Annotated in this window: 17 protein-coding genes and 2 pseudogenes; 5 read left to right on the forward strand and 14 right to left on the reverse strand. The window is 64.3% G+C overall.

The genetic code is table 11. From position 1 onward, the window contains the following. Positions 1 to 14: 14 nt before the first annotated feature. The gene (locus tag LVY72_RS12255) at positions 15 to 1,211 is read right to left on the reverse strand and encodes a substrate-binding domain-containing protein (protein WP_237821219.1); all 1,197 of its coding nucleotides are present in this window, start codon (positions 1,209 to 1,211) and stop codon (positions 15 to 17) included. Between the two features lie 304 nt (positions 1,212 to 1,515). On the opposite strand from LVY72_RS12255, the gene LVY72_RS12260 reads away from it, so the two are divergent. Beyond that, positions 1,516 to 1,878: a PadR family transcriptional regulator gene (locus tag LVY72_RS12260; protein ID WP_237821221.1), complete on the forward strand. Its 363-nt coding sequence runs from the start codon at positions 1,516 to 1,518 to the stop codon at positions 1,876 to 1,878. Beyond that, positions 1,875 to 3,227 (forward strand): permease prefix domain 1-containing protein, encoded by a 1,353-nt coding sequence (locus tag LVY72_RS12265; protein WP_269092467.1) that lies wholly within the window; start codon positions 1,875 to 1,877, stop codon positions 3,225 to 3,227. Before LVY72_RS12260 ends, LVY72_RS12265 begins: the two co-directional genes overlap by 4 nt. A gap of 86 nt (positions 3,228 to 3,313) precedes the next feature. On the opposite strand, the gene prfB (LVY72_RS12270) is transcribed toward LVY72_RS12265, so the two are convergent. Then, a complete protein-coding gene (gene prfB, locus LVY72_RS12270; protein ID WP_237821225.1) occupies positions 3,314 to 4,429 on the reverse strand; it encodes a peptide chain release factor 2 in 1,116 nt (371 codons plus the stop codon). Between the two features lie 136 nt (positions 4,430 to 4,565). Next, positions 4,566 to 5,270 (reverse strand): hypothetical protein, encoded by a 705-nt coding sequence (locus LVY72_RS12275; RefSeq protein WP_237821227.1) that lies wholly within the window; start codon positions 5,268 to 5,270, stop codon positions 4,566 to 4,568. 554 nt (positions 5,271 to 5,824) lie between these two features. Between LVY72_RS12275 and LVY72_RS12280 the strand changes: the two genes are divergently transcribed. Continuing rightward, entirely contained in the window at positions 5,825 to 6,055 is a 231-nt protein-coding gene (locus LVY72_RS12280) for a hypothetical protein (RefSeq protein WP_237821229.1), read from the forward strand. A 57-nt stretch (positions 6,056 to 6,112) separates the two neighbouring features. On the opposite strand, the pseudogene prfB (LVY72_RS12285) reads toward LVY72_RS12280, so the two are convergent. From prfB (LVY72_RS12285) to LVY72_RS12325, 9 genes and pseudogenes are all read right to left on the reverse strand, one after another. Beyond that, positions 6,113 to 6,265, reverse strand: a pseudogene (gene prfB / locus LVY72_RS12285) (peptide chain release factor 2); the annotation flags it as partial. A 65-nt stretch (positions 6,266 to 6,330) separates the two neighbouring features. Further along, positions 6,331 to 6,537, reverse strand: coding sequence for a hypothetical protein (locus LVY72_RS12290; RefSeq protein WP_237821232.1), 207 nt, complete (start codon positions 6,535 to 6,537; stop codon positions 6,331 to 6,333). A gap of 109 nt (positions 6,538 to 6,646) precedes the next feature. After that, entirely contained in the window at positions 6,647 to 7,060 is a 414-nt protein-coding gene (locus tag LVY72_RS12295; protein ID WP_237821234.1) for a pilus assembly protein TadG-related protein, read from the reverse strand. 59 nt (positions 7,061 to 7,119) lie between these two features. Next, positions 7,120 to 7,611, reverse strand: coding sequence for a hypothetical protein (locus LVY72_RS12300; RefSeq protein WP_237821236.1), 492 nt, complete (start codon positions 7,609 to 7,611; stop codon positions 7,120 to 7,122). Beyond that, positions 7,592 to 7,987, reverse strand: a complete 396-nt coding sequence (locus LVY72_RS12305; RefSeq protein ID WP_237821238.1) for a TadE/TadG family type IV pilus assembly protein — start codon at positions 7,985 to 7,987, stop codon at positions 7,592 to 7,594. The genes LVY72_RS12300 and LVY72_RS12305 overlap by 20 nt, the downstream gene beginning before the upstream one ends. A 275-nt stretch (positions 7,988 to 8,262) precedes the next feature. Beyond that, positions 8,263 to 8,859, reverse strand: a complete 597-nt coding sequence (locus tag LVY72_RS12310; protein WP_237821240.1) for an SIR2 family protein — start codon at positions 8,857 to 8,859, stop codon at positions 8,263 to 8,265. Further along, a complete protein-coding gene (locus LVY72_RS12315; RefSeq protein WP_237821241.1) occupies positions 8,835 to 9,407 on the reverse strand; it encodes a hypothetical protein in 573 nt (190 codons plus the stop codon). Before LVY72_RS12315 ends, LVY72_RS12310 begins: the two co-directional genes overlap by 25 nt. A 794-nt stretch (positions 9,408 to 10,201) precedes the next feature. Then, a pseudogene (locus tag LVY72_RS12320) lies at positions 10,202 to 11,721 on the reverse strand (IS1634 family transposase). 286 nt (positions 11,722 to 12,007) lie between these two features. Then, the gene (locus LVY72_RS12325) at positions 12,008 to 12,679 is read right to left on the reverse strand and encodes a hypothetical protein (RefSeq protein ID WP_237821243.1); all 672 of its coding nucleotides are present in this window, start codon (positions 12,677 to 12,679) and stop codon (positions 12,008 to 12,010) included. A gap of 220 nt (positions 12,680 to 12,899) precedes the next feature. Between LVY72_RS12325 and LVY72_RS12330 the strand changes: the two genes are divergently transcribed. After that, positions 12,900 to 13,238 carry a hypothetical protein gene (locus tag LVY72_RS12330; RefSeq protein WP_237821244.1) on the forward strand — a complete coding sequence of 113 codons (339 nt, stop codon included), beginning with the start codon at positions 12,900 to 12,902 and terminating at the stop codon, positions 13,236 to 13,238. Positions 13,239 to 13,322: 84 nt separating this feature from the next. Here the strand turns inward: LVY72_RS12330 and LVY72_RS12335 are convergent, their stop codons facing one another. After that, positions 13,323 to 13,604 (reverse strand): hypothetical protein, encoded by a 282-nt coding sequence (locus LVY72_RS12335; protein ID WP_237821246.1) that lies wholly within the window; start codon positions 13,602 to 13,604, stop codon positions 13,323 to 13,325. 54 nt (positions 13,605 to 13,658) lie between these two features. After that, the gene (locus tag LVY72_RS12340) at positions 13,659 to 13,961 is read right to left on the reverse strand and encodes a hypothetical protein (protein WP_237821248.1); all 303 of its coding nucleotides are present in this window, start codon (positions 13,959 to 13,961) and stop codon (positions 13,659 to 13,661) included. A gap of 183 nt (positions 13,962 to 14,144) precedes the next feature. Between LVY72_RS12340 and LVY72_RS12345 the strand changes: the two genes are divergently transcribed. After that, complete coding sequence (locus LVY72_RS12345; protein WP_237821250.1) at positions 14,145 to 14,591, forward strand: DUF2510 domain-containing protein; 447 nt, start codon at positions 14,145 to 14,147, stop codon at positions 14,589 to 14,591. Positions 14,592 to 14,617: the final 26 nt, after the last annotated feature.

Below are 14,617 nucleotides of genomic sequence, written 5' to 3' on the forward strand. Positions count from 1 at the left end.
TGGATGGCGGCTGGCTATTTGGCTTCGGCCGGGGCGACGGTGTCCGACGGGACAACCTCGACCAGCTCGGGCGTCCACGCGCCGTCCTTCTCGACGAGCTTGGCCTGGTACATGTCCTGCAGCAGGGCGTGGTCCGAGGCGCGGACGCTGGTCCTGCCCTTGGGCCCGTCGAAGCTGTAGCCCTCGAGCGCGGAAACCATGGCGTCGACGTCGCTGCCGCCCTCCTTGACCGCCTGAACGATCAGCTGGCCGGCCACGAAGCCGTCCGGGGTGAAGAGGTCCGGCTTCTTGCCCGCCTTCTCGACGGCGGCGATCATCGCCTTCTCCACGTCGTTGCCGGCAGCGCCCGGGAAGTAGTGGTTCAGGAAGCTGATCTTGCCCGCGGCCGCACCGTAGGCCCCGAAGGTCGCGGCGTCGCCGAGACCGGTCACGATCGGCGCGGCGTCGAACGCGCCCTGCTGGTTCAGCGCCTGCCACATGGACCCGGAGCTCGCCCCGGCCCAGGCGGCGAAGACCAGGTCCGGCTTCGCGTCGATCAACTGGCGGGCGAACGGGGTGAACTCGGTGGCGTCCTCGGGCACCAGCACGCTGTCCACGGTGGCGCCCTTGCCGCCGAGGGCGGCCTTGACCGCGGCGAGGTTGCCCTGGCCGAAGGCATTGTCCTGGGCGAAGACCACAACCTTCTTGCCCTTGAGGTCATCGACGAACGTGCCGGCCGTGGCCACGTCCTGCAGGCTCTGCCGGCCGGAACGGAAGGTGTACTTGTTGATGCCCTGGATCGCGTCCGTGGCGGCGGGGCCGGAGATGTACAGGACCTTGTTCTGCGCCGCCTGCTCGGCCAGCTTCAGCGCAATGCCCGAGACCACGGTGCCGGCGAGGATCTTGTAATCCTGGCCGATCAGGTCCTTGGCGACGCTGACCGCCTTGTCCGGATCCCCGCCGTCGTCATGGTAGGTCAGGTTCAGCTTGGTGCCGTCCACTTCGCCGGTGCCACCGGTGGCATAGTCGATGCCGGCCTGCAGGCCCTCGTAGTAGGCCTCGCCGTAGGCGGCCAGCGGCCCGGTCTTGGAGTAGACGATGCCGACGTTCACGCTCCCGGCACCATCGGTGGCGCTGCCGCTGCCGGCGCTGCCGGGAGTGGGTGCGCAGGCGCTGAGGGTCAGGCCGCCGACCAGCGCGGCGGCCATCAGGAACTTCTTTGTTGCCTTCACGGGATACCTTTCGTCGGAACCAGCCGCCGGCGGGACCCCCTGTCCCCCGGCGGCCTGAAAGAGGACGGCGCAGCTCCCCGCGGGGACTGCAAGACTAAACCTGAAAGGTGATTCAGATTACGGCAAATCTATGGCGAGGCTCACAGATTGTCAACGTGAAGGGGCCGCTTCAGGGTCACGAAGCGGTTACGAAGCAGCCAGGCCCGACCGAGGGCGGCCGCCCGGCCCTCAGCCGGGCAGGACCGTTTGCCATACCTAGATCTGCTAGGTTTAATGCCTAGTAGATCTAGGTATAGGAGGTGCGGTGCATATCGACAAGGACCTGGTCGCCGCTTCGGCCACCCCGCTGGTGCTGGGGATCCTGGCGGAGGGCGATCTGTACGGCTATGCGATCCTCAAGCGGGTGGGCGAGCTCTCGGGCGGCGGCATGCAGTGGACCGACGGGATGCTCTATCCGCTGCTGCACCGGCTCGAGCGGCTCGGCTACGTGTCCTCGTCGTGGGGCATGTCCGAGGCCGGCCGCCGGCGCAAGCACTACGCGATCACGCCGGCGGGCCGGGCGGCGCTCGCCGACCGGCAGGAGCAATGGAACGTGGTTGCCGACGCACTGCGGCAGGTTTGGCAGGCCGCACAGCGGCCGCCCGCCGCAGAGGCGGGGTGGGCATGATGGAGCTGCACGCGGATCTGGAGGCCCAGATCGGCCGGTGGCGCGGCTACGTCCAGCGGCGCCAGGCCATCTCCCCCGCCGACGTCGATGAGCTGGAGGACCACCTGCGCGAGCAGATCGCCGAGCGGCAGGCGACCGGGCTCGACGACGAGGAGGCCTTCCTCGTTGCCATCAAGCGCCTGGGTAACCTCGACGCCGTCTCGCGCGAGTTTGCCCGCGAGCACTCCGACCGGCTGTGGAAGCAGCTCGTGCTCGTGCCGGAGGACTCCGGCGCCGCCGGTGCCCCGTCGTGGCGCGAGCTGGCGGTCGTCCTCACGCTCGCCGTCGGGGCGGGTGTGGCGATTAAGGCCGGTCTTGCCTGGCTCGGTGACGGCGCCGTGCTGGCGCGCAACCTCGGGTTGCTCGTGTTCCCGTTCCTCGCCTCTTACTTCGCGTGGAAGCGCCGGCTCACCGCACGGGTGGGGGCGGTGCTGCTCGTTTCGTTCGCGGCACTGGCGGTGGTGCTCAACGTCTATCCGTTCGCCGCCGGCGGTTCCACCGAGGTGCTCGCCGCGCTGCATGCGCCGGTCGTCCTGTGGCTGCTGGCCGGGATCGCCTACGCCGGAGGAAGATGGCGGTCCGACAGTCGGCGGATGGACTTCGTCCGGTTCACCGGCGAGCTCGCAATCTACTTCACGCTCCTGGCCTTGGGCGGCGCCGTCCTGATCGGGCTCACGTCCGCGGTCCTCCAGATCGTCGGCGTGGACCTCGAACCGGTGCTGGAGGACTGGCTCCTGCCGTTCGCCGTCCCCGGTGCGTTCGTCGTCGCCGCGTGGCTCGTGGAGGCCAAGCAGAACGTCGTCGAGAACATCGCTCCGGTCCTCACCCGGGTCTTCACTCCCCTGACGATTGCCATGCTGCTGGCCGTGCTGGCTGTGCTCGCGGCCGCCGGCGGCCTCACCGACGTCGACCGCAACCTGCTCATCCTGATGGATGCGATCCTCGTGCTCGTCCTGTGCCTGCTGCTCTACTCGATTTCCGCCCGCGACCCGCTGGCGCCACCCGGCCTGTTCGATGCCCTGCAGCTGGTCATGGTCGTCGCGGCCCTCGCGGTTGATGCCGTGATGCTGACCGCGATGCTGACCCGCATCGCCGAGTTCGGCTTCAGCCCCAACAAGATCGCCGCCTTGGGCCTGAACGTCCTGCTGCTGGTGCACCTGGTTCGGGCGGCCTGGCTCAGCGTCGGGTTCCTGCGCGGGCGGCGCCCGTTCACCGCGCTCGAGCGCTGGCAGACGCGTTACCTGCCGGTCTATGGGATCTGGGCCGCCGCCGTGGTGGTGGTGTTCCCGCCCGTTTTCGGCTTCGCCTGAGCGGCGCGCCCGGGGTATCCGCGGGCAAACAAACAGCCCGGTCCGCCCCAAAATGGGCGGGCCGGGCTGTTTGGTCCGGAGGCAGGTTACTCGGCGGCGTTGCGGTTGTTGGCCCGCCAGCGGATGCCTGCGTCGATGAAATCGTCGATCTCGCCGTCGAGCACGGCGGAGGTGTTGCCCACCTCGTGCTCGGTGCGCAGGTCCTTGACCATCTGGTACGGGTTGAGCACGTAGGAGCGCATCTGGTCCCCCCAAGACGCCTTCACGTCCCCGGCCAGCGCCTTCTTCTCCGCGTCCTCCTGCTCCTTCTTCAGCAGCAGCAGCCGGGACTGCAACACGCGCAGCGCCGCGGCACGGTTCTGGATCTGGGACTTCTCGTTCTGCATCGACACCACGATGCCGGTGGGGATGTGGGTCAGGCGCACCGCCGAGTCCGTGGTGTTCACCGACTGGCCGCCGGGGCCGGAGGACCGGAAGACGTCCACCCGGATCTCGTTCTCCGGGATCTCGATCGAGTCCGTCTGCTCGATCAGCGGAATGACCTCGACGGCGGCGAACGACGTCTGGCGGCGGCCCTGGTTGTCGAACGGGCTGATCCGCACCAGCCGGTGCGTGCCGGCCTCGACCGAGAGCGTGCCGTAGGCGTAGGGGGCCTTGACCTCGAAGGTGGCGGATTTCAGGCCCGCCTCTTCGGCGTAGGAGGTGTCCAGCACCTGGGTCGGGTAACCGTGGCGCTCGGCCCAGCGCAGGTACATGCGCATCAGCATTTCGGCAAAGTCCGCCGCATCGACGCCGCCGGCGCCGGAGCGGATGGTGACCACGGCCTCGCGTTCGTCATAATCGCCCGAGAGCAGGGTCACGACCTCCAGCTCCGCCAACGCCTTCTTCAGCGAGGCCAACTCCTGGGCCGCTTCGGCCATCGAGTCGGCGTCGTCCTCGCCCTGGCCCAGCTCCACGAGCACCTCGAGGTCGTCAATGCGCGAGGAGAGGGTTTCGAGCCGCTCCAGCTCGGACTGGCGGTGCGAGAGCTTCGAGGTCACCTTCTGCGCCGCCGCCGGGTCATCCCACAGATCCGGCACGCCGGCCTGCTCGCTCAGGACGGCGATGTCCTTGCGGATGGTCTCCACGTCGGAGACTGCCTCGATGGAGTCATAGGTGGCACGCAGCGCGCGGATTTCAGCAGGAAAATCGATTTCAGCCATGGTTATCCAAGCCTACGCCATGGCGCAAGGCCCGAGGCCGCCGGTCGCTTGGACGACCTCCCCACACCTGCACCCGCCCCGCGCAAAGCAATCGACGGCTTCAACGGGCCCTGGCACATTGGCCGGGCACCCTTGCCTATTTCTCCCGTTTGGGACCGCTATTGCATTCGGGTGTCGATGGCGGGAACTCGCACCATTGGCTTTTTGACTTATTTGGATGGACAGCCGCTGGTGCTGTCGCGTCCTGCTCGGCCGCGGCCGGTTTCTCCCCCGTTTGCGCCGCGGTTTCCTGTTCCGCTGTGGCCGGTTCGTCCGCCTCTGCTGCAGCCTTTTCCGTCGCGGCCTGCTTGGCAACTGCTTCCTCGGCAGGCGCCGTCCCGGAGGCTGCCTCCTCGGCGGCAGCTTCCTCCGCTGCCCGGTTGGCTGCGAGCTTTTCCGAGGTTGCCTTGTCCAGCCACACCAAGGCCCCTGCTTCGTTCACGGTACACACCAAAACCTTGTCCTGAACCTGCCTGACCGATGCTTCATCGCTGCAGGCCGCGCGAGCGGGACCCGCCTCCGTGGCCGCCGGCGTCGCGGCAACGGTCTGAGCGGCGGCAGGCGCATTAGCAGTCGGGTCGCCGGCAGTCGGGGCCGGCGGTCCAGGGATGCCGCCGCCGACCACGGTCACGACCAAGCCGCCTAAGCCCACGATTGCCGCGATCTTCCGGCCTGGCAGACCTGCCCATGACCTGCGCTCGAAGACAATGGCATACAAGCCGGTCAACAATGCGAAGCTGCCCAGCGTTATCAGGATTCCGGCAAGCCCGCGGGACGCCGCAGCCACAGTTGACAGCAGCAACAGGACAACGGCCGTGATCCAAAACGAGACCGTCGGACGCCACCGTCCCAAACGGTGGGCAGGACGAAACCCTGAACTTCTCATGATTCCCCTGGAAACGAATGCGAGTGGACGCGCTTGCGCCGGGGCTAGGTTAACACGCTGGCGGATCCGGCCCCGCGTCCATGTCGCCTTGAGGCAGCGGGCGGCCGGCCTTCCGGCAAATCCTTATGCGCCGGACGTGGCACCGGATCAATCCCGTGCCGACCCTGCCCCTGCCGCGCGTCCGCGGCCCGCGGCCCACGGCTGAGTTCGCCTCGCTTCCACCTGCTCGCGGCCGTTGGACTCAGCTACTGCGGCGTGGACTTCGAGGTCACCTGCCTGTTCCCGCAGGGCATCCCGGCACAGCGCCTGCCGGAGGCATCAACAGGAAACGGAAGCGCAGTAGAGCAGCGCAGCAGGTCCGGGGCGAGACGGGGCGTAACCTCGGCAGGTGCCGCGTCGATTACCAAAATGACGACCCGTGCCAGCCGGCCCGGGGAAGGGACCACCGTCCGCCGCACAAATGAGGTGTCATGAGCTTTTTGCAGATCCCCGCCCACACCGTCGTGGAAGAACCGACGGGTTCGGCAGTCCCGGGCCATCCGGACTTGAGACTGGTCCGGGGCACCGTAAGCGACCGCGTTATCTATGCCGGCTCCGGCCTCGGCACCAGGGTCAGCCCCGTCGAAAGCATCGATGATGCCTGTGCCCGGCTGCGCTCGGGCGTGGCCCGGTTGGCAGCCGACTTGATGCCCGGGCGGTAACGCCCCGGCGAAGGCCATGCGCCAGACCGTCCGAAGGTCAGTCGGTGCCTCCTTCAGCGAGGAAAGGATTTCAAGCCGCTCCAGTTCGGACTGGCGGTGCGAGAGCTTCGACGCCACCTGGTGCACCACAGGCGGGTCATCCCGCAGGTCCGGGGCGCCGGCCTGCTCGCCCAGGACGGCGACGTCCCTGCGGTTGGGCGCCACGTCGGCACCCTACGGGCCGACGCCGGCAAGTGCTCCTGCGGACGCCGGCTACGTGCAGGATTCCCGGTGGATCATTCGGCCAGTTTGACAACTGCCTGCGCCCACAAGAAGTACTTGTTGGTGCCCAGATCCCCGATGGTCTTGATGTTGAACGCTTCCTTGAGCTTTTGCGCGTCGGACTCGGAAACTCCCTTGAGGGCGGAAACTGGTGCGTCCACGAGTTCGGACATTTCCTTGCCGGACCATTCCTTGTCGAACTGCGCCGTCAACTCGGCCATGGCGTTCCTCCTTGTTCCGTTGGAAAGCACCGCCGGCACGACGCCCCGGTGCATCGGACGGGACCACTCAAGCACTGCACGGCGGTTTCGTCCAGAGCCAGCGGGCGGTTCACCGGGTCAGTTCGCTGCGGGCGTCGCTGGCGGCCGAAACGGGGATGCCGGCAGGGACCAGGAAGTTCACCACCGGCGGATGCACGACGGCGGAGAGCGAGACGTGGGCCGTGCGCCCCTCGGGTGAACCGGTTTCCGGTTCCACGGACAGTGCGCTGAACCGTCCGGCGGCCCCGGTGTCGGCCAGGTAGCGCTGTGCCGCCCGGCGCACCGCGGCGTCGTCGAGCACCGGCAGCGGCACCCCGGCTCCGGCCTCGACGTCGCCCAGGCTAAAGGTATCCGCCGCGGCGAGCGCCGCGCCGTCGGCCAGGGACAGCAGCTTCTTATGTTCCAGGTACACCGTCGAGGCGGCCATGACGACGGTGGCAACCACCAGGCACAGGACCACCAGCCCGATAGTCAGCAGCAGCACCTGCCCGTCCTCGGATTTACCGCGGTGCCGCCGGCCTGTCTCCCGCAGTCCCGCCACGGCTATCGGAACCTTCCCACGATCTGCGTGGCCGTGGAGCTGACCTGTACCGCCGACAAGTCCAGGCCCGCGAGGAACGGCAAGGGCACCTCGAGGGACACATCCACCGTCACGGCCGATCCCGGTTCGAGGCAGGGATCGGCGCTGCAGCGGGCGTCGACGCGCAGCCGCCCGCCGTCGAACCCGAAATCCTGGGCCGACACCAGCACCGCCTGTTCGGCCCGGGCCCGTCCCTCGGCGGGACTGTGGGCGGCGGCGAAGACTTTCGCCGCGTGGTCGGCAGCGCTGACGACGGCGAAGGAGCCGGCCTGCACCTGCCCGATGCCGACAATGAAGTAGACCACCGGTACCAGCAGCAGCGTGCCCAGGAACAGGAACTCGACCACGGCACTGCCGCATTCGGAGCGGCTGCCCTCGTCCGGCAACAGGGCACCGGCCAGCCGCTCCCGCAGCCCGGACAGCACACCGCCGGCGTCACCGCGGCAGCGGCGCATGGCCTTCGACCCTCACCATGCCGGCAGGACCGAGCAGGCCAAACGTCGGCAGGGGTGCGGCAACCGACACCTGCAGCATGCGCGCGCCGCCGCTGCCCACCGTCCCGACGGCTACCTCCCGGGCGTAGGCCGGACCGAGCGACGAGGTAATCAGGGAAACAGTCCTGGCTTTGGCATCCTCCAGGTTCCGGTCCGCCAGGGTCCCGTAGCGGGCCCCCGAGCCGGCGGCGTCGATGAGGGTGTTGCGCACGTGCAACACCAGCGCCAACTGCACGATGGACATGCACATCAGCACCGCGACGGCGCCGATCAGTACAAAGTCGACCGCCGCCGAACCCGCTTCGCCGCCACCCCGCGCGGTCCCGGAGCCGTGCATGTCAGCGCTGGCTGACCTGGTTCATGGCGTCATTGAACAGCCCCTCCAGCGCAGGCTTGGCAATGGCCAGGATCCCGGCGACGAGCACCGCGGACATGAGTATGACTAGTACTGGAAGTAGTTACGTTTAACTGCCAACGCCCGTAAGACATGCTGAAGTGAAGCGGTCTACCACTTACCAAGGCTGGACACGACGCGACTTAGCTCGGCGCCGCAACTACGGTGATTTCAAAGCACAGTCATCAGGGTGGCCAGAGCCCATCCGCCCATAGTAATTATGAGATGAAACTCTTCCAGTCTAAGGAGTTTGTCATTTCATCGGCACCATATCGGTTTATGGTCAACCAATGCTTAGAACTGCTATCTTCAGCCGCCCAGCCGAGTGCGCGTTCAACGTCATGACGAGATGGCTGATCACCATACGTGACTACAAGAACCTTCGGCTTCACCACGCGCTCCGAGAATTCAGCCCTTAACATCTCATTTACACATTCATCTCGGAATGAATAACCCACCACAAGCCAGTGCTGGGCGTCCTTGAGACCGCGCCCGAACATCTCATAGGCAAGAGAAAACGGAAATTCCGTTACATGCGCCGCTTTGTCTCGCTGGTTGGCAAGCACAACGACAGGCCGGACGTTCGTCTCCTGATCTCTGACAGCCTGCCACTGGTCGTACGTCTGGAGAAAGGCTGTATCCAACTTGGCGAAAACAGTTCGTTCCCTGTCCGACCAATAGGTCAAGGAGCCGTGGAGGTGCAGCAACCGAATGCGGCTATCCGGGAAGTCTTCCGGACGCCGCCTGAGGGCAGGGACTGACAGTTCGTCGCCCTCAGTGCTCTTGATCGTTACTCTTTTCCAGCCATGTCCCAAGTCAGCAGGTTATGCTGATTGGTTGCAATCAGAGCCGCTAGCAGAAGGGTGTCGTAATTAAGGTTGCCGAACGCGATCTTTCCATCGAAGGCTTCGACGATAGCTTCTACAAAATCATGCATCGATTCAGATTCGTCCCGGTATGCACGGGATCTCTCAAAAATCACTTCCAGGACATGACTAATGCCGTTATCCCTAACCTGCTCGGCGAAGTCACTGACTTGCGCGATAGCTTCAAGAAGCTTGGCGTCTTGAGGCGAGACCAGAGCGGCGAGTTGCTGGAGATACGTCAGGGTTCTGCTTTCAGCCCCGAACGCGCCGACGAGTACCTCAAAATCGTCGTCGGTAGTAGCACCATGAGGGAGAGCCCGCTCAGCTATCTCCTTCATCGCGGCGACAACATCAGAACCATCGTCTGTAGCGTTGCTGATCCGTTCAACTAACTCCTGGGTGATGGAGCGGAGGTTAAGCTTCGAGTTGAAAGCGACGCTGAGTCCGTTGCCCACCAAGATTGCTGCATTACGCTTCTCGTCTTCGACGTCCGTCATTGACCTTGCCCCATAGCTTGAATTGACCTATTTCAAGGGGAACTGTACCTTTACGCTGGCCACATGCAGTGCTTGATGACACGGTCTGTTAATGCTCCGTCACCTGGGACAGAGCAAGGACTCCCCTCCGGCTTCGACCGAAGTCGAATTTCTCGAAGCACGTATAGGATCCTCCGACCCTTTCAAGAGCCGCCGCGGTGAGTTCAGGGCCGAGTTACTAGGGTAATCATCACCCAGCCCGGCACGTCCCCTCGTTCGCGGTCCTCCCCGGCCATCGTCGTCCGCAGACGTGCCAGTCCGGCGGTGAATACCACCGACAGTATGGCCGCGGCTCTCAGGCCCAGTGTGCGTCTCATCGTTTCCCCTCGGTAGTTCGCTGAACTTTCTTCGGTCGTAACGGATCCGGGATTCGTGGCATGGTCACCACCCCAGGTTCAGCAGGGCCAGGCCCGGGTACACCGCGAACAGCACGGTCAGCGGCAGCACCCCAAAGACCAGCGGGACGCCGCTAGTGCAAGGTTGTGATTGCTAAACCAAATAGAAAAGCTCCGGCAGGACTGCAATCCTCCGGGGCGTGGCAATCAAGCGGTCAGGTTTGATTGCAGTTCCAGCGTACCGGCTGGGGCTGCCATTCTCCACCGTCTGCGGATTGCCGCAGTCGGTTCTTTTTTACGCTCTTACGCCTAAACCAATGAGCGGGCGGTTATCTCCACCGAATGCCGGCAACCGCGCCAGCAAGGCTCCCAGCACGCGACTGCGGCCCAGGTCCACACGCTAGACCCGACTTGGCTCATTTAGTGCCTATTGTGTTGGCGGGCGGCCGTGACGATGGCGCCGATCTCCGGGGGTGCCGGGTCTTCGGCGGTGACGGTCTGCCCGCCGACCTGGATCTGGATCTGGATGGTGCGGTAGCGGCGCAGGGTCTTCACGAGCCGGCGGATGGACCAGCCGGTGGCTGATTCCAGCCAGCGGCTGACGGCCAGGGCGGCGAACACGATGGTCAGGTGCGCGTCGATCGACTCGCGGGTGTGGTGGTAGATGGGCCGGGCCGCGAGGTCGCTCTTGGACATGCGGAACGATTTCCCGGCCTGGTAGAGCCGGTGGTAGGCGGCGATGACCTGCCCGACGGGCCAGTCGACCAGGTTCGTCACGTACCCCTTGATCCCCGCCAGCGCCCGCGCCTTGGCCTCCAGGTCGCGGTTCACGGCCCGGTCGCCGCCGGTCAGCTTCACGAACCGGTTCCGCTTCACGGACGTCTTCCCGGCGACGGCCGCCTCGGCCTTGGCGATCTGCTGGTCGATGCCGTGCAGGGTGCGGCGGGCGTTGTCGGCGGAGTACCGGTAGTAGAACACGTGGTCCCGGCGCTTGTCGGTGGGGCCGGCCGGCCACGGCTGGGCGAACACGTGCCCGTCCGGGAAGTCCCGGCCCGGGTGCTCCTTGCGCCACCGGTCGATCACGTACGGGACTGCCGGGATCTTCGCGCCCAGGATGAACGAGAGCCCTTCGGCTTCGAGCAGCTTCTTGTTGGCGTCGGAGACCATGCCCGCGTCGGCGACCACGACCACGTCGGTGAGCCGGTGTGCGGCCATGGGCCATGAAGGAGCGGATCACCGGCAGCATGGTGGCCGATCCCGGCCCTGTTCCCCTCGAACGCCTGGATCATGAGCGGGAACCCGTCCGCGTCGGCGAGCAGGCCGACGGTGATCTGCGGCTCCAGGCGCCGTTCCTTCGAGAACCCGGGTTCGCGGAACCCGTCACCCTCATGCGTCTCGAAATACAGGGTCGTCACGTCGTAGAGGACCACCGTGGCCGGCCCCAGCCCCACGTGGTCCGCGTTCGCGGCGGCGATCTTCTGTCGAAACTCCGGCTTCGCATAGGCCGGCAGGCGGCGCTTGACCGTCGGGTACGACGGCGCCTCGATCCCCGCTTCCTCCAGAACACGCACCGCGTCCAGCTTGCTGGTCGGCCCGATGATCCGGGCCAGCACGAGCCGGCGGAAGACGTCCCCGTCCTCCTCACCGGCCACGGCCGCGAACCCGAGCCGGTGGTAGGCCAGTTCCAGCAGGTCCCACAGCACGCCCATCCGGGACGCGGTGATCGGCACGGCCGCAGCCGGGTCCTCCAGGCCCAGGTCCAGCTGCGGCTGCCGCGCGGCAAGCTTCTGCTCCGCCGCGGCCAGCAGCAGCTCGTACTCGGCGTCCGTGTGCGCGGATCCGACATGCTCCAGATCCCGCTGCCCGCGCCGCTTCGAGTACACGATCTGCACCGCCCGCGCCCCCGACGCGGTCTTCACGGTCCGTATGTGCGGCGCCATCACCCCAGAATACGGCCCCGCTTAGTGCACAAATCCCGCGCAGGCAGCCACCAAAACCCCACGTCAGAGACTCACAACCCGCGAGAAGCCACCTTCGTGAGCCAAGTCAGGAGGCTCCCAGCACGCGACTGCGGCCCAGGTCCACACGCTAGACACATCCCGCTCCGGGGTGGGTCTGGTTGTCGTGGGCAAATGCAGCAGAGCGGAGACGGGGGCAGCGGGTTTCTTTGGGGATGGGGTCAAGCAAACAATCAGATCCCGCAGAGATCCCATGACAAGCAAAGGATCAAACTGCTTGCTCCAGCCCCACGCGGGCTTTCCCGAGCTTCTCATCACGGGACAGTTGCTCCCATTCATCCAGCGATTTGGTTTCGAGATATGCGTTCGTGTATTTTACGCCTGCCAGCATCTCCGAGCGCTCATCTGTCGAACCACGAACCCAGATAACAAGAACGGCACCCATCCAACCGAAGAGTCGTTGAACGTTCTCGGGCGTTGCTGCCTCGTACTCGTCCATAAGACACTTTTCAACTTCTTCAAAAGCTCTGATGCCCAGCTCTCGAATGGCGAAGTACATGTCCTTCTCATCCGCCGGCACCTCAAGGTGAAAGCTTTCTAGCCCAACTGCAAACTGGGACTTCAATCTGGGGAGTTCGTCGAATGGTTTTTGAGTCGTACTCAGTTCAAACAGGTCTTGACTTTCGACCAAGGTATTGAGCAAACGCGCCACAACATCGTGCATCCGTGCCCGCGAATTCTCTTCGCGTTGAACCCTCAACTGTTCCTGGTGGTGTGTGTCCTGCTTGTCAAGCTGTTGTGTAAGCCCTACACGCTGTTCACGCAGAGTGAGCCGCAGGACTACAACCGCCACAGCCGCACCGACTCCAGCCCCCAACAGCCCATCAAACAGCGTTTGCAACACGTCGGCTGAGAGCAGCCATCCCCAAAAAATATTCACGAACAAATACTATTTGCTGCGGTCAGTTGTCTCGTTCATCAAGTTCGTTGTAGGGATCCTGACAGGACGATTCTTCCCGACTGATCCGCTTGACCCACTTACACGGCCGAGGGCTACGGCGGAGAAACATCGTCCGAGGCTGGTGCCATCTGCCCGATGTGTGCCGACATCTACGCCAGAATGAAGTATCAGACGTACGAACCATGAGGGGGAAACGAAAATGACGGCAACACCTACCTGTCAGCCTTGGTGCGACAATCACCAGGACGGCGACGGCGAACCGTACTGCAATACCATCCGCCGCCTTTACACCTCGCCGTACCGGCGAGCCGACGCTTCTCCCGAACCGTCTGGGTTTATCGACCCCGACCCTGCGCCCGACGCCGTAATCCTGGAGGCTATCCACGATCTGGAGGCGGACGCCACGGAGGTGGCTATCGAAAACTGGGACTTTAGGACTGACGAACTGCAGTCGAAACTGTGGACAGACCTTGACGGCATTAAAGCGATGCACGCAGCCCTTGGTCAGTTCATCAAACAGGCCGAATCCAGCAAATAGCCACAGCAGAAACAAGGATCCCCCGCCAACCGCATTGGCTGACGGGGGATCCTGCTATTCAGAGCACAAACGCGACGGCATCCGCTATCGTGCCCCGCGCCCCTTGAAAAATTGATCGTCGAGTTCCCTGACCTGTTCCAGGCTCAAGGCGTTCTGCGGTCGCTCTCCGGGGCCATCCCAGCTAATGATCGGGGGCCACGCGATCCTATCAGCGTGCATCAGTATCGAGCCGAGATGATCCGGGCAAACATGCAACGGCATGTCAACCGCCGTCCGTTCTACACCGAACATCGTGGGTTGACCGCAGAGGGTTTCCCCTTCCGGGCCTTCGAGGTAAGCGTCACAGCAATACGTTGAGTCGTCCATGATGACCAGACTAGGCGATGCTTTAACGCTCAAAACATCGGAGGTCGGGTGGGTTCAGTCGGTTTCGTCGTAGGGATCCTGCCAAGATGATTCCTCCCGGCTGATCCGCTTCACCCAGACTGCTGGCACCCAGCGCGTTTCAATGCTCAGATCAACATCCTGCCACTTCACCTGCACATAATGCGGTGTCCAACCGATGGCCTTGCCGTTGACCGTCTCCATCTCCATACGCACCCGCGCGTAGGGTTCACGGTTGTATGTGGGCCGGGTTACCGGTTCCTGCTCGAAGTCCGGGTGCCAACGAGGGTACTTCGACGCGAAGATGCCCCCGGCCCGCGAAATATCAACCTTGTTCACAGCCCCATTGTGGCACCTTGCCCGCTATCTCTATTGACTTGAGATACGGTCACCAGTGGAGAGCCAAACATCCATCCACGGAAAGCAATTAACTGCTCCGCTTGCTCGGCTTCATTGTGACGCTGCCCAATCGCCTGATGCGGCAGCATTGAACGAGCGCAGCGGTACTTGATAGGAGATTTTATGACGATACGGCCGCGCGGGTGGTATCAGGATCCATGGGATCCAAGCCTACGCAGGTTGTGGGATGGACAGGGCTGGACGCACCACACCCAAGCCCCCGCCTTACAAGACCTCCTGCACACGATAGGGCCGCTGAACCACGCGCCGGCACCGGTTCAACCTTCCCACCCGGCAGAAACCCAATCAGCCAAAGCGAGCAACAATCAAGTCATCGTTGGCTTTACTTTGGCGATCGTCTCCTTGTTTTTTGCCGCTGTACCGGTCAACGGAACCTTGTTGACCCTCGCGGCCACAATTTTTTCCACCGTGGGCCTGATACGACAAACCCCTGAAATGGGAAAGAAGTATCTAGTCCTCGGGATCATCGGCGTCGCTATAGGGCTCATCTACACCTTCGGCTCAGTTATAATCCTGATGCGTTTCTTCAACGGCGAACTCTACATCTGAAAAGTCCGCCGCAGCCGCACTCTCGT

The sequence above is a fragment of the Arthrobacter hankyongi genome, assembly GCF_022012395.1.
GTDB lineage: Bacteria > Actinomycetota > Actinomycetes > Actinomycetales > Micrococcaceae > Crystallibacter > Crystallibacter hankyongi.

Coding starts and splice junctions, on each gene's coding strand:
- LVY72_RS12265 (WP_269092467.1), top strand. CDS start 1,875: ATGATGGAGCTGCACGCGGATCTGGAGGCCCAGATCGGCCGGTGGCGC.
- prfB (WP_237821225.1), bottom strand. CDS start 4,429: ATGGCTGAAATCGATTTTCCTGCTGAAATCCGCGCGCTGCGTGCCACC.
- LVY72_RS12280 (WP_237821229.1), top strand. CDS start 5,825: ATGAGCTTTTTGCAGATCCCCGCCCACACCGTCGTGGAAGAACCGACG.
- LVY72_RS12290 (WP_237821232.1), bottom strand. CDS start 6,537: ATGGCCGAGTTGACGGCGCAGTTCGACAAGGAATGGTCCGGCAAGGAA.
- LVY72_RS12300 (WP_237821236.1), bottom strand. CDS start 7,611: ATGCGCCGCTGCCGCGGTGACGCCGGCGGTGTGCTGTCCGGGCTGCGG.
- LVY72_RS12305 (WP_237821238.1), bottom strand. CDS start 7,987: ATGCACGGCTCCGGGACCGCGCGGGGTGGCGGCGAAGCGGGTTCGGCG.
- LVY72_RS12315 (WP_237821241.1), bottom strand. CDS start 9,407: ATGACGGACGTCGAAGACGAGAAGCGTAATGCAGCAATCTTGGTGGGC.
- LVY72_RS12330 (WP_237821244.1), top strand. CDS start 12,900: ATGACGGCAACACCTACCTGTCAGCCTTGGTGCGACAATCACCAGGAC.
- LVY72_RS12335 (WP_237821246.1), bottom strand. CDS start 13,604: ATGGACGACTCAACGTATTGCTGTGACGCTTACCTCGAAGGCCCGGAA.
- LVY72_RS12345 (WP_237821250.1), top strand. CDS start 14,145: ATGACGATACGGCCGCGCGGGTGGTATCAGGATCCATGGGATCCAAGC.